The following is a 12,777-nucleotide window of genomic DNA, read 5'->3' on the forward strand; positions in this document are numbered from 1 at the left end:
ATCATGTCCAAAATTAAGTCACACAGTGGCGCATCTAAGCGCTTCAAACGTACCGCGAATGGTTTTAAGCATAAGCAGTCTCATACTAGTCATATCTTGACTAAAAAATCGACTAAGCGTAAGCGTCATCTTCGTTCTATGAACCAAGTTGCGCAAAGCGACAAAGCGTTAATCGTACGCATGTTGCCATACATCTAAGTTTAGATTTTTTTAGTTCATTAATTTTATTAGTAAAGGGTTTATATTATGCCTCGCGTAAAACGTGGTGTTCAGGCTCGTCGCCGTCACAAGAAGATTTTAAAGCAAGCTAAAGGTTACTATGGTGCACGTAGTCGTGTATTTCGTGTAGCAAAACAAGCTGTTATCAAAGCTGGTCAGTATCAATACCGTGACCGTCGTCAACGTAAACGTCAATTCCGCGCTTTGTGGATTGCTCGTATTAACGCTGCGGCACGTATCAACGGTGTTTCTTATAGCCGTTTCATCGCTGGCTTGAAAAAAGCAGCTATTGAAATTGACCGTAAAGTACTGGCTGATTTAGCTGTGTACGAGAAAGAAGTTTTTGCTGCAATCGTTGAAAAAGCGAAAGCAAGCTTGGCTTAATTTCTGACGTAGCCTTAGAGTGGTTCGGTCTTGGTAGATTACATCTGGATAGAGCGAATGACTCAATGCAGTCTTTAATAGGGGAAGAGCCAACGCTCTTCCCCTATTTTTATTTTGGAGTATGTAAATGGAGAACCTAAAGCAGATTCTCGCTGATGCGCTTAGCGCAGTGGCTGCGTCTGAGAGTGAGTCCGCCTTAGATGATGTACGTGTGCATTATTTGGGTAAGAAGGGGGCTCTAACCGCTTTGCTGAAACAGCTAGGTAATGTTTCTGCAGAAGATAGACCTAAATTTGGTCAATTGGTAAACGAAGCGAAAGGTCAAGTTCAGGAGAAAATTTCTGAACGTAAAGCGGCGCTGGCAAAAGCGGCGTTAGATGCTAAATTGGCAATAGAAACAATCGATATTTCTTTATCTGGTAAAGGTCAAGAGGTGGGTGGCCTTCATCCTGTGACTCGTACCATGGAGCGTATCGAAACCTTTTTTCGTGGTATTGGCTTTGATGTGGCGGCAGGGCCAGAAATCGAAGATGATTACCACAACTTTGAAGCCTTGAATATTCCGGCTCATCATCCAGCACGAGCAATGCAGGATACCTTCTATTTTAATCCAACGACCGTATTAAGAACCCATACATCACCGGTTCAAGTGCGTACGATGGAAACCTCACAGCCGCCGATTCGTATTATTTGTCCGGGGCGTGTTTATCGCTGTGACTCGGATCAAACTCATACGCCGATGTTTCATCAGGTAGAAGGGTTATTGATCGATGAAAATATTTCTTTCGCAGATCTTAAAGGCATTTTACAGCAGTTTTTGAATGTCTTCTTTGAAGATGACCTTAAAGTGCGCTTCCGTCCCAGCTACTTCCCCTTTACAGAGCCTTCTATTGAAGTAGATATCATGCGCACTAACAGCAAAGGTGAAGAGTCTTGGTTGGAAGTGTTGGGCTGTGGCATGGTTCACCCGAGAGTGCTTGAAATGTCAGGTATTGACTCAGAAAAATACACAGGGTTTGCTTTTGGTATGGGCGTAGAGCGTTTTGCAATGCTGCGTTACAAAGTGGATGACCTGCGTATGTTCTTCGAGAACGATTTACGTTTCCTTAAGCAGTTCAAGTAACCCATCGATCTAGGATGTTTTTATGAAAGTTAGTGAGAATTGGCTAAGAGAGTGGGTCAATCCAAACATCAGTAGCGATGATTTGGTGGCTCAAATTACCCTAGCGGGCCTTGAAGTGGATGAGGTGCTTCCTGTTGCGGCTGAGTTTTCTGGCGTAGTGGTGGGTGAGATTATCAGTGCAGAGTCCCATCCAAATGCGGACAAGCTTCAAGTTTGCCGGGTATCGGATGGCGTAGAAGAATTTCAAGTGGTTTGTGGTGCGCCAAATGCGCGCCCAGGTATCAAGATTCCCTTTGCTAAAATTGGTGCTGTATTAGGCGCGGATTTTAAAATCAAGAAAGCTAAGCTTCGCCAAGTTGAGTCTTTTGGTATGTTGTGCTCTGCATCTGAATTGGGTGTGAGTGATGATAATGACGGTATTATGGAATTGCCTGCTGTTGCTAAAGCGGGTGATGATTTTCGTGCTTTCTTGGGTTTAGATGATCAAATTATTGATGTCGACCTAACGCCAAACCGCAGTGATTGCTTAAGTGTAGCGGGGTTAGCTCGAGAAGTCGGGGTGTTAAATAAAACGAATTTAACGCCTATTGAAGTCGTTGCCGCGGATGTCTCTATTGATGACAGCTTTCCTGTACGTGTTGATGCGACAGAGGCTTGCCCTCGTTATTTAGGTCGTATTGTGCGTGGTGTGAATGTCGCTGCGCAAACACCACTTTGGATGGTTGAGAAGCTGCGTCGTAGTGGTATTCGTTCTATTGATCCGATTGTTGATATTACCAACTATGTCATGCTTGAGTTGGGTCAGCCGATGCACGCTTTTGACTTGGCGAATTTATCCGGTTCTGTGGTTGTGCGGATGGCGACTAAAGACGAAAAAATTGTCTTGCTTGACGGCCAAGAAATTACGCTGCGTGAAGATACTATGGTCATTGCGGATGAAAAAGCGCCGTTGGCTATTGCGGGTGTTATGGGTGGACAAGGCTCCGGTGTTAATACGGAAACCAAAGATATCTTTTTAGAAAGTGCTTTCTTCACGCCTTTGGCATTAGCTGGTAAAGCTCGTTCATACGGTTTACATACGGATTCATCCCATCGTTTCGAGCGTGGTGTGGATGCGACCTTGCAAGAAAAAGCGATTGAGCGCGCAACGGCTTTGGTGTTGGACATTGCTGGCGGTGAAGTCGGTCCAATTACTCATGCTGTGAGTGAAGCGTCTTTACCTGAAGCGGCCGTAGTGGCATTACGTCGCAAGAAGTTGGACCAATATTTGGCAATGTCGATCGATAAAGACCTTGTGACGGATATTTTGACTCGTCTTGGTTTGGAAATGATCGAAGTAACGGATGAGGTTTGGGTGACAAAAGCGCCATCTCACCGCTTTGATATTGCGATTGAGGCAGATTTGATTGAAGAGGTGGCTCGTATCTATGGTTACGACAATCTTCCTTCTTCTATGCCTCAGGCAGCAGTAAATTTCACGCCTTTGTCTGAAAGTAAAACTCAGGTCCAAGTGTTGCGTTCTATCTTGGTGTCTCAAGGTTATCAAGAGGCGGTGACCTACAGTTTTATTGATCCTGTTTTAAGTAAGCAGTTTTTACCGGATATTGAGCCTGTACCATTGGCGAACCCAATTTCTGTCGATATGGGGGTGATGCGTCCTAGTTTAGTGCCCGGCTTGGTAAAGGCCTATCTTCATAATCAAAATCGTCAACAGTCTCGTGTGCGTTTGTTTGAGACGGGTCGTCGTTTTATTGGTTCTGTTGAAGCTTTGGATGAGTTGGATCAGCAACAGCAAATTTCTGGGTTGATCGCAGGGGCTCGTGATTCTGAGGCTTGGTATCATAATGGTGAAATGGTCGATTTTTATGACTTAAAGGCCCATGTAGAAGCAATGTTTGCTTTGAATGAAGGCGGCAAACCTAACTATGAACCATCAAGCTGTGTATTTCTTCACCCAGGACGTTCTGCAGATATTTTTGTTGATGGGAATTTTGTTGGCATAATGGGTGAGTTACATCCGCAGCTTTCTAAAGAGTTAGGGGTCAATCAGCCCTTGTATATCTTTGATATTGCCTTGTCTGCCGTGCTGCATGCAGCCTTGCCTGAATATAAGGCGATTTCTAAATTTCCTGAAGTGCGCCGTGATTTAGCTTTGCTGGTTGATCGTGCTGTTCCGGTTAGTGAGTTGGAGAAAGTGATTCTAGTATCGGCGGGTGATGCGCTTAAAAATGTCTTGGTTTTCGATGTTTATCAGGGCCAAGGTATTGATGAGACGAAAAAAAGTGTCGCTTTGGGCTTGACGTGGCAGCATCCTTCACACACTCTTAGTGATGAAGAAGTGAGCAACTCTGTCGAGCAAACTGTTCAGGCTTTGGCTGAGCAGTTGGGAGCCGTTGTAAGGGGGTAGATTTATGGGATCGTTGACAAAAGCAGACCTTGCTGAAAACTTAGTAGATTCGATTGATTTAAGTAAAAAAGATGCAAAAGACCTAGTTGAAGGTTTTTTTGATGTGATTCGTAATTCACTTGTTGAAAGACAGCAGGTAAAGCTTTCAGGCTTTGGTAATTTTGAAGTCCGTGAAAAAAGTCAGCGACCAGGTCGAAACCCGAAGACAGGGGAGGAGATACCTATCACGGCTCGCACGGTAGTGACTTTTAGACCGGGGCAAAAGCTTAAGTCTAAAGTCGAAGACTATATGCAAGAGTAAGTGTTTTGCTTTCTCTAAAAAGCCACCTAATGAGGTGGCTTTTTTGTGTTTGTCATCTGCCTAATTACTTTAAAAGGTTGCTTTTTGAGTCGGTGTTAAGTGTTGAGCTTTTGCCTTATTGTAATGTTCTAGAATGATATTTAGATCAATGGTTAAGCAATTAATCTTAGAAACTTTATGAGCTCTACAAAAATGAAAAAAAGTTGATAAAACTCTTCCCTTTTCAACTCGTTATAGTAATATACGCCCCCGCTGACAACGACAGTGTTGTTGTTTGCATCGGGGCGTAGCGCAGCCTGGTAGCGCACTAGCATGGGGTGCTAGTGGTCGCAGGTTCAAATCCTGCCGTCCCGACCAAATTTTGAGAAATGCCGCTATAGCTCAGTTGGTAGAGCATCTGACTTGTAATCAGAGGGTCCCGAGTTCGACTCTTGGTGGCGGCACCATTTTTTGGTCTAGTCCTTATATAGGATAAAAATGATTTTTACTTTTATTGCCGCTATAGCTCAGTTGGTAGAGCATCTGACTTGTAATCAGAGGGTCCCGTGTTCGACTCTTGGTGGCGGCGCCACTTCTCACTAAGACTTGGCCATAAAAGTAAACTGCGTAATTGCCGCTATAGCTCAGTTGGTAGAGCATCTGACTGGTAATCAGAGGGTCCCGAGTTCGACTCTTGGTGGCGGCACCACTTCTCACTAAGAATTGGCCATAAAAGTAAACTGCGTAAATGCCGCTATAGCTCAGTTGGTAGAGCATCTGACTTGTATTCAGAGGGTCCCGAGTTCGTCTCTTGGTGGCGGCACCAGTACTTCCTTCGGGCGGTACTTAAAGTTTTGGTTTAGCGTGAAGCCGCTATAGCTCAGTGGGTAGAGCATCTGACTTGTAATCAGAGGGTCCCGAGTTCGACTCTTGGTGGCGGCACCATTACTTCCTTCGGGCGGTAATTAAAGTTTTGGTTTAGCGTTAAGCCGCTATAGCTCAGTTGGTAGAGCATCTGACTTGTAATCAGAGGGTCCCGAGTTCGACTCTTGGTGGCGGCACCACTTTTTAGTAGAGGGTGTAACGGTAAATAATGAATGGGCGTGTCGCTCATTTAGAAAGTTTTTGTCCTTAATAAGGCAAACGTTGTGGGTGTGTAGCTCAGTTGGGAGAGCGTCGCCCTTACAAGGCGAATGTCGGGAGTTCGACCCTCTCCACACCCACCATCTTCCCGATGTACAAGGTACGTCCGATGGGACGCTAAACACAAATGTGTTGGAGTGGTAGTTCAGTAGGTTAGAATAAATGCCTGTCACGAAGGGGGTCGCGGGTTCGAGTCCCGTCCATTCCGCCATCTTCTTCCCAGAAGATGTAAAACTAATGAGCGGATGTGTAGCTCTGTTGGAAATACGTTGCCCTTAAAAGGCGCGTAGTGCCGGGAGTTAAAGAACACTAACATCGTAGGATGTAAAACTTATAAACGGGTGTGTAGCTCAGTTGGAAATACGTTGCTCTTAAAAGGCGCGTAGTACCGGGAGTTAAAGAATATTAACATCGTAGGATGTAAAACTAACGAGAGGGTGTGTAGCTCAGTTGGGAGAGCGTCGCCCTTACAAGGCGAATGTCGGGAGTTCGAACCTCTCCACACCCACCATCTTACCGATGTAAAAGGTACGTCCGATGGGACGCTAAACACAAAAGTGTTGGAGTGGTAGTTCAGTTGGTTAGAATACCTGCCTGTCACGCAGGGGGTCGCGGGTTCGAGTCCCGTCCATTCCGCCATCTTCTTCCCAGAAGATGTAAAACTAATAAACGGGTGTGTAGCTCAGTTGGAAATACGTTGCCCTTCAAAGGCGCGTAGTGCCGGGAGTTAAAGAACACTAACATCGTAGGCTGTAAAACTTATAAACGGGTGTGTAGCTCAGTTGGAAATACGTTGCCCTTCAAAGGCGCGTAGTGCCGGGAGTTAATGAACACTAACATCGTAGGATGTAAAACTTATCAACGGGTGTGTAGCTCAGTTGGGAGAGCGTCGCCCTTACAAGGCGAATGTCGGGAGTTCGAACCTCTCCACACCCACCATCTAAGTCGATGTAAAGACTTTGTCTGATGGGACATTAAACACAAATGTGTTGGAGTGGTAGTTCAGTTGGTTAGAATACCTGCCTGTCACGCAGGGGGTCGCGGGTTCGAGTCCCGTCCATTCCGCCAATTTTTTCTTAATTCGCTTTAAGAAAGAAAAGGCAAAGAAAACCGCACTGTGGCTGTGTAATGCAGTTGATAGTTTTGCCCTTATAAAGGCAAGCGTTGCGGGTGTGTAGCTCAGTTGGGAGAGCGTCGCCCTTACAAGGCGAATGTCGGGAGTTCGAACCTCTCCACACCCACCATCTAAGCCGATGTAAAGACTTTGTCTGATGAGACATTAAACACAATGTGTTGGAGTGGTAGTTCAGTTGGTTAGAATACCTGCCTGTCACGCAGGGGGTCGCGGGTTCGAGTCCCGTCCATTCCGCCAATTTCTTTCTTAACTAGATTTAAGGTAGACAAGGCAAAGAAAATAGCGCTGCGGGTCTATAGCTTAGTCTGGTTGCTTTATAATCTGAGCGTTCAAGAACGCCCATATCGAAAGATGTAGCACTTAAAACGGGTGTGTAGCTCAGTTGGGAGAGCGTCGCCCTTACAAGGCGAATGTCGGGAGTTCGAACCTCTCCACACCCACCATCTAAGCCGATGTAAAGACTTTGTCTGATGAGACATTAAACACAATGTGTTGGAGTGGTAGTTCAGTTGGTTAGAATACCTGCCTGTCACGCAGGGGGTCGCGGGTTCGAGTCCCGTCCATTCCGCCAATTTCTTTCTTAACTAGATTTAAGGTAGACAAGGCAAAGAAAATAGCGCTGCGGGTCTATAGCTTAGTCTGGTTGCTTTATAATCTGAGCGTTCAAGAACGCCCATATCGAAAGATGTAGCACTTAAAACGGGTGTGTAGCTCAGTTGGGAGAGCGTCGCCCTTACAAGGCGAATGTCGGGAGTTCGAACCTCTCCACACCCACCATTTATGTATTCTTCAAAAATGTTACTAATTACCTTCCTCTCAGTCTTTTAAAGCTCATAAAGCATGTATACTTATCAAAATGGCAAATAAACTTTGTTATTTGTACTCAGTGGCTTTGTTTTTTGTGCTTTTTTCCGTTTTATCATCAATTTTGTAAATATAGTGTTGAAGTAGAAATACTTACTGGTAATATCATGTTAGGGTCTTATATGCTTTAAACGTATAAGGGATGTTATTAAACACTATATTTCCTAATAAAAATAACAATGGAGCTTACTTATGACTATTTTCTCTAAACCGAATCGTGTGTTATTCAAAGCAAGTGTTGTGGCTGTGTCCGTCGCTGCGGCGTCCTCAGCTTTCTCTTCAGGCTTTGCGTTGAATGATCATAGTGCAACAGCATCGGGTACGGCATTAGCTGGAGCCGCGGCTTCTAATGCTGATATCTCTTTCAGTTTCTGGAACCCAGCCTTGTTTGCTAATGCAGATAAAACCACTCTCTATGCTTCTGGTGCGTATGTGGTGCCAAGCATGGATGTGACAATTAATTCGGCAAAAGATGCTCAAGGTCGTGATTTAGCAGCATCCTCTCCGACTACTTCCTCAGACTCTGTGGATAATGCGCTTATTCCATCATTTTACTTTGCTAAGCCTATATCTGATAAAACAGTGGCAGGTATTTCATTAAACGTACCGTTTGGTTTGTCGGGCGACTATGGTGATAAGTGGGCAGGACGTTTTCATGCGACAGAAACCGCTCTACAAGATATTGCGTTGAGCTTTGCTCTTGCGCATCGTGTTAATGATATGGTTTCCGTTGGAGCAAGTGTTCAATTTCACCAAGCAGATGTTACTTTAGGCTCTCAAGTGGGGGTTGCGTTGGCGTCATCAACTGAAGGTAATGGTGATATCGAGGCTGATGCGACTGGCTATGGTTACAGTTTTGGTGTTGCGCTAGAGCCTAGAAAAGGTACTAGGCTCGGTTTGGGTTATCGCAGTGAGGTAGACTTTGATTTTAAAGGCGATGTTAAATATACCAACGTAACTGCTTTAAATGGTGCTCCATTTAATTCTGGTTTAGATGATACGACTATTACTGATTCGATTACGCTTCCGTCGGTTTTAACTTTGAGTGCTGAGCAAGAGTTGTCTCCTAAAATGGTGTTGGGGCTAAGCGCGATTAGAACGGGCTGGAGCTCAATGGATGGTCTTAATATAGATTTTGATAGTTCGCAAGCTAACTCTGTACTGAGCTTTGACTTTGAAGATCAGTGGATGTATTCAGCGGGTTTAACTTATGAATACTCAGATAAGTTAACTTTACGTACTGGTGTGGCGATGGACAATTCGCCTGTTACGGATAAAGATCGTTCAGCACGTACGCCAGATGGTGATCGTAAATGGATTTCTTTTGGCGGCACTTACGACCTGAATGACATGACATCAGCGACCTTCGCTTATACCCATGTAACGATTGAAGATGTGACTGTTAACCGTGATGGTACAAAAGCAGAAGACGGTGCTAGAGGTACTTTAAATGCAGATTATAAATCTTCTGCGGATGTGATTTCCCTAGCTGTAAACATGGTATTCTAAACTTAAGTACGCTAAATGTTTAAGCTTGAAGGCCTGAATTCTTTGAAGAATTCGGGCTTTTTTTGTATCAAAAACTTTCTAATTTACCTTGCTTATATAAAGCAGTCATCTTTAAGATGGTTGCTCAATGGAGCTTCAAAAAGAATTTGGCTGTTTAGAGACAGTGAGCAATAAAAGCTCTTAGTGGTCTGGAAAGGAAAACGCTTTAATATCGAAAGAGGAATATTTCTTTGGTCAGTAGACCATGCGTAGCTCTTTGGCCTTCTGGTTCTGGTTTGCGGTCCAGTCGGTCATAGGCGAAGGCTTGCCATAGTAATAGCCTTGTAGCGTGTGACAGCCAAGGGAGATGAGTAAACTGGCTTGCTCTTTGGTTTCTATCCCTTCCGCTATTACTTTCATGTCTAGCGAGTTGGCGAGTTGGATGGTGGACTTCACAATATCTAAATGGCGTAAGTCTTCTGGTAAAGGCGATACAAAGCGGCGGTCAATTTTTAGAATGTTGGCTGGGATATCGATTAATTGCCCTAGAGAAGCCTGACCCGTTCCGAAATCGTCTATCGCAATAGAAAAGCCGTACTCAGATAGGGCTCTTAAGCGTTTGTGTATAAGCGCATGGGTCATGACAGGGCTGGTTTCTGTAATTTCTAGTTCCAGCATGTCTTTTAGCCAAGGGTGGTCGATGACCAGTGTCATTAGGAGTGCGAAAAAGCCGTCATTCATCAGCTCTTGGCCAGCCAAATTAAAGGCAATAGGAGTATGGATGTGTTCCTTGTGCCATTTAGAAAGAGTGCTAACAAGCTGGCGTATTAGGTTTTCAGCCAGTACAGGCAACAGGCCTAATTCTTCAGCGATTTTGATGAATACATCGGGTGGGACATAGCTTCCATCATCAAGCTTCCATCTTGCTAGGGCTTCGAACGAGCAAATGGTGCCATTGGGAGACACTTGGGGTTGTAGCCAAAGGTCGATTTCTTTGCGCTTGATGGCAGAGCTTAATTTTATGCCGAGTTTATGTTCTTTAATTAATTTGGTTTCTAGAGGGTGGCTGTAATAAGAAAAGCGATTGGCAATGGTTGAGTATTCCAGCGCCATTTCACAGCGCTCTAGAAGTTCTTCCGCATTCTTTCCATCTGTTTGGTAATAGGCGATACCCACTTGGTAGTTCATATTTAGCAGATTGCCGTCAATTTTAAGTTGACTCGGTAAGGTTGAGCTAATGAGAGCGGATAAATTCTTTTCAATAAGATAGGTGTTTCCTAGTGGAACAAAGCAAGCAAACTTCACTCCTCGTAAGCGACCGATAATCGCTTGGTCTGATAATTTTTCTTTTAGTATCTTAGCAAAGTTAATAATGACTTTATTGGCGTTGTCCTTACCGTATTGCTTATTAAATAATTTGAACTGGCTGATATGAATAATAAACATGGTGCCAGTAAGGTGTTTATCTTGTGTCTCTATAAATTGGTTAACTTGATTGCAAAAATAGGGATGGTTGGCGAGGCGGGTTAAGGTATCAAAGTTAACTAGACGACTGTTGGTTTCTTGTGTGCTCTCTAGTTTTTGTTGCATGGCGCGTAGATGCGTCATGTTTTGAAAATGTAATACATAGCGACCTTGCTTGAGTGTGGCTCTATGTAGCTGGATTTGTGTATTCTTTTTATGCTTGAGTGAGCATTCTGCTACGTTTTCTTGCCAAGAAAACTTACCCGACTCACTGCTTGGCTTTAGCCAGTCTATTACCTTGGTATTTTTTATTTCTGAAGCGCTTGAACAAGATAGAAAGTCGAGGGCCATTTGATTGGCTTTAATGATTTTACCGCGCTTATCGCATAGTAATGTTGGTGTGCTAGTATTTTCAAAAAACTCTTCATGCAAGGCATAGTTTTCGTTTAGCTTGCGATAAAGTAGCTTCATCTGAGTGGTATTGGCTTCGAGCATTTTCAGCATTCTAGATACGCCAATGGGAAAGCCAATATTAACGATGGCAAAAGTTAGCAGCTTAAAATATAGGTTAGGAGCGGCTAGGTTTTCCAGTTTAATAGTGCCTGTAGCAATGAAGTATAAGGGGATGAAATTGATGGCAATAGCAAAAACCGCGGCTTTAATACTGAATAGCAGTCGAGTGACGAGCGGTACCGAGTAGAGAGCAACGATGGCGTACTTTTCTGCATGGACACTAGTGCTGAATAATAGCAATGAGGCGCCTATGGCGACTAGGCTGAGAATATAGAGTCCAGCAATAAACTTAGTGTGGCTTTTGCTAAAAAATAAAAAGCCACATAAGAGAGTAAGGAAAGCGGTATTAATAAAAAGGGCGTTATGGTATTCCGGCGACTGTAGTGCGCTCAGTACATAGTCTATTTCAATACCGACAAAAATAGACAAAGTTAGTATGAGAAGAACCCTAAGGGTGCTTTGTTGAAATGTTTTTTCATCCTGTCTGCTGAATGGGTTCGCAGCAGCCGAGGGCGTTTTTTTCAAAAAGCTAAACAGCATTAATTAACTTCACAATCAAATAAAAAGAAAAGTCGCCTCAGTGGCGACTTTAAGAAACATTACCTAAAAACAAAGTGTTTTGCCATGTTAGTTTATGATTTATATGTAAATTATGAGTTCACCACGCGAAAATGATTGTCCCAATGATAGCCCGCATGAGTTTTTACTAGCGCTATGGTGTTCTGTACAGGGTTAGTTTTTAACTGAGCGCCTAGACCGTTGGTGACAAAAAATTCATGGGCTCTGCCGGTAGCAACAAGGCCACAAACATCTCGACAATTGTCTACGCCTAAAAACTGCTTGGAAGCGATATGCCAATAGGCAACTAAGCCGCCTCTCGGGGTGCTGATGGCGAGTATTTCTCCTGATGAATCAAAGCAAACACTGCCGCAATATTGCTTAAAACGAGTTCTGATCGCTTCCGGCATGGTCAAATAGTCGATGCTGTCATTGTGGATGCTAGACAGTCCGATAAGAGGTACTTGTTCCCATAACTCACCTTGATATTGAAAACCTAACGCAACAACACCTTGAGGGTTCACATCCAAATGGCGAATACTCAGCTGGTGTAATGCATCATCATGTTTAACTGAATGGATAACATGGCCATCAACCAAGGATAGATAGGTGACATTTGGCTGCATGGTATCTAGGTTGAGGATTTTCCTATCGGCATCTGGGCGTGTCATTAGGCCGCCATTGGCAATAACCAACACCTGATCATTTAAAAAGACTGACTCATGGGGGCCAATACCATTACTGTTAAAAACGTGAAGCACTTCACCGCTAGGCCATTGGCGAACAAAGATTTTACCTTGGCCACTTGGGTAATGGTTTTCTTGAGTAATTAAATGAGCACCATCCTGAGTAAAAAGAGCATGTCCATAAAAATGATGTTCTTTGGTAGGTTTAATTTGCTTGATCAGTTGGTGACTTGAGGCATCAAAGAAATCGATAAAAAAACCTGGACGACGAGCGACTATCCCGACAATAGCATCATGGGGATGAACCACAGGAGCGTGCGCTCTGGCGGCTAAAGGCATGGTCCAGAGTATGTCGCCTTGTTCATTGAATAGCCCGAAAAAATGTTCTTGCTTGGATTTTGAAAAGGCTGACCCGTAAACTTGGTTATCTGTGTTTGTACTGAGCAAGGCTCCCCAAGAGGGAGCCGTTGCAACCATTCCACCTAAGGCTAAAAAAGACCGCCTTGTTAGCAC

At 44.0% G+C, this 12,777-nt stretch carries 8 protein-coding genes and 18 tRNA genes; 24 read left to right on the forward strand and 2 right to left on the reverse strand.

The genetic code is table 11. From position 1 onward, the window contains the following. Nucleotides 1-3: 3 nt before the first annotated feature. From rpmI to I8J31_RS07880, 24 genes are all read left to right on the forward strand, one after another. On the forward strand, nucleotides 4-198 hold the full coding sequence (rpmI, locus tag I8J31_RS07765) for a 50S ribosomal protein L35 (RefSeq protein WP_199467722.1): 195 nt from the start codon (nucleotides 4-6) through the stop codon (nucleotides 196-198). 48 nt (nucleotides 199-246) lie between these two features. Continuing rightward, a complete protein-coding gene (rplT, locus tag I8J31_RS07770) occupies nucleotides 247-603 on the forward strand; it encodes a 50S ribosomal protein L20 (protein WP_199467723.1) in 357 nt (118 codons plus the stop codon). 127 nt (nucleotides 604-730) lie between these two features. Beyond that, complete coding sequence (gene pheS, locus I8J31_RS07775) at nucleotides 731-1,726, forward strand: phenylalanine--tRNA ligase subunit alpha (RefSeq protein WP_199467724.1); 996 nt, start codon at nucleotides 731-733, stop codon at nucleotides 1,724-1,726. Nucleotides 1,727-1,748: 22 nt separating this feature from the next. Next, nucleotides 1,749-4,133 carry a phenylalanine--tRNA ligase subunit beta gene (pheT, locus tag I8J31_RS07780; RefSeq protein ID WP_199467725.1) on the forward strand — a complete coding sequence of 795 codons (2,385 nt, stop codon included), beginning with the start codon at nucleotides 1,749-1,751 and terminating at the stop codon, nucleotides 4,131-4,133. 4 nt (nucleotides 4,134-4,137) lie between these two features. After that, on the forward strand, nucleotides 4,138-4,434 hold the full coding sequence (locus I8J31_RS07785) for an integration host factor subunit alpha (protein WP_199467726.1): 297 nt from the start codon (nucleotides 4,138-4,140) through the stop codon (nucleotides 4,432-4,434). A 280-nt stretch (nucleotides 4,435-4,714) separates the two neighbouring features. Beyond that, a tRNA-Pro gene (locus tag I8J31_RS07790) sits at nucleotides 4,715-4,791 on the forward strand. Between the two features lie 13 nt (nucleotides 4,792-4,804). Next, a tRNA-Thr gene (locus I8J31_RS07795) sits at nucleotides 4,805-4,880 on the forward strand. 49 nt (nucleotides 4,881-4,929) lie between these two features. After that, a tRNA-Thr gene (locus tag I8J31_RS07800) sits at nucleotides 4,930-5,005 on the forward strand. A gap of 41 nt (nucleotides 5,006-5,046) precedes the next feature. Then, nucleotides 5,047-5,122, forward strand: a tRNA-Thr gene (locus tag I8J31_RS07805). A gap of 41 nt (nucleotides 5,123-5,163) precedes the next feature. Beyond that, nucleotides 5,164-5,239, forward strand: a tRNA-Thr gene (locus I8J31_RS07810). Nucleotides 5,240-5,282: 43 nt separating this feature from the next. Then, a tRNA-Thr gene (locus I8J31_RS07815) sits at nucleotides 5,283-5,358 on the forward strand. 43 nt (nucleotides 5,359-5,401) lie between these two features. Continuing rightward, nucleotides 5,402-5,477: transfer RNA gene (locus I8J31_RS07820), tRNA-Thr, on the forward strand. A gap of 86 nt (nucleotides 5,478-5,563) precedes the next feature. Further along, nucleotides 5,564-5,639, forward strand: a tRNA-Val gene (locus tag I8J31_RS07825). A 51-nt stretch (nucleotides 5,640-5,690) separates the two neighbouring features. Continuing rightward, a tRNA-Val gene (locus tag I8J31_RS07830) sits at nucleotides 5,691-5,767 on the forward strand. A gap of 224 nt (nucleotides 5,768-5,991) precedes the next feature. Then, a tRNA-Val gene (locus I8J31_RS07835) sits at nucleotides 5,992-6,067 on the forward strand. Nucleotides 6,068-6,118: 51 nt separating this feature from the next. Next, nucleotides 6,119-6,195: transfer RNA gene (locus I8J31_RS07840), tRNA-Asp, on the forward strand. Nucleotides 6,196-6,419: 224 nt separating this feature from the next. After that, a tRNA-Val gene (locus tag I8J31_RS07845) sits at nucleotides 6,420-6,495 on the forward strand. 52 nt (nucleotides 6,496-6,547) lie between these two features. Next, nucleotides 6,548-6,624, forward strand: a tRNA-Asp gene (locus I8J31_RS07850). A gap of 100 nt (nucleotides 6,625-6,724) precedes the next feature. Continuing rightward, nucleotides 6,725-6,800, forward strand: a tRNA-Val gene (locus I8J31_RS07855). Between the two features lie 51 nt (nucleotides 6,801-6,851). Further along, nucleotides 6,852-6,928 (forward strand) — tRNA-Asp (locus I8J31_RS07860). A 130-nt stretch (nucleotides 6,929-7,058) separates the two neighbouring features. Then, nucleotides 7,059-7,134 (forward strand) — tRNA-Val (locus I8J31_RS07865). A gap of 51 nt (nucleotides 7,135-7,185) precedes the next feature. Beyond that, nucleotides 7,186-7,262, forward strand: a tRNA-Asp gene (locus tag I8J31_RS07870). A gap of 130 nt (nucleotides 7,263-7,392) precedes the next feature. Then, nucleotides 7,393-7,468: transfer RNA gene (locus tag I8J31_RS07875), tRNA-Val, on the forward strand. A gap of 279 nt (nucleotides 7,469-7,747) precedes the next feature. Continuing rightward, the gene (locus tag I8J31_RS07880; RefSeq protein ID WP_199467727.1) at nucleotides 7,748-9,064 is read left to right on the forward strand and encodes an OmpP1/FadL family transporter; all 1,317 of its coding nucleotides are present in this window, start codon (nucleotides 7,748-7,750) and stop codon (nucleotides 9,062-9,064) included. 234 nt (nucleotides 9,065-9,298) lie between these two features. Here I8J31_RS07880 and I8J31_RS07885 read toward each other — a convergent pair whose 3' ends face one another. Both I8J31_RS07885 and I8J31_RS07890 read right to left on the reverse strand, forming a co-directional pair. Then, nucleotides 9,299-11,560 carry a bifunctional diguanylate cyclase/phosphodiesterase gene (locus tag I8J31_RS07885; protein ID WP_199467728.1) on the reverse strand — a complete coding sequence of 754 codons (2,262 nt, stop codon included), beginning with the start codon at nucleotides 11,558-11,560 and terminating at the stop codon, nucleotides 9,299-9,301. A gap of 110 nt (nucleotides 11,561-11,670) precedes the next feature. After that, nucleotides 11,671-12,777 carry a DUF1513 domain-containing protein gene (locus tag I8J31_RS07890; protein ID WP_199467729.1) on the reverse strand — a complete coding sequence of 369 codons (1,107 nt, stop codon included), beginning with the start codon at nucleotides 12,775-12,777 and terminating at the stop codon, nucleotides 11,671-11,673.

Origin of the sequence: Marinomonas transparens (assembly GCF_016463975.1) — a bacterium.
Lineage (GTDB): Bacteria > Pseudomonadota > Gammaproteobacteria > Pseudomonadales > Marinomonadaceae > Marinomonas > Marinomonas transparens.

Coding starts and splice junctions, on each gene's coding strand:
- rpmI (WP_199467722.1), top strand. CDS start 4: ATGTCCAAAATTAAGTCACACAGTGGCGCATCTAAGCGCTTCAAACGT.
- rplT (WP_199467723.1), top strand. CDS start 247: ATGCCTCGCGTAAAACGTGGTGTTCAGGCTCGTCGCCGTCACAAGAAG.
- pheS (WP_199467724.1), top strand. CDS start 731: ATGGAGAACCTAAAGCAGATTCTCGCTGATGCGCTTAGCGCAGTGGCT.
- pheT (WP_199467725.1), top strand. CDS start 1,749: ATGAAAGTTAGTGAGAATTGGCTAAGAGAGTGGGTCAATCCAAACATC.
- I8J31_RS07785 (WP_199467726.1), top strand. CDS start 4,138: ATGGGATCGTTGACAAAAGCAGACCTTGCTGAAAACTTAGTAGATTCG.
- I8J31_RS07880 (WP_199467727.1), top strand. CDS start 7,748: ATGACTATTTTCTCTAAACCGAATCGTGTGTTATTCAAAGCAAGTGTT.
- I8J31_RS07885 (WP_199467728.1), bottom strand. CDS start 11,560: ATGCTGTTTAGCTTTTTGAAAAAAACGCCCTCGGCTGCTGCGAACCCA.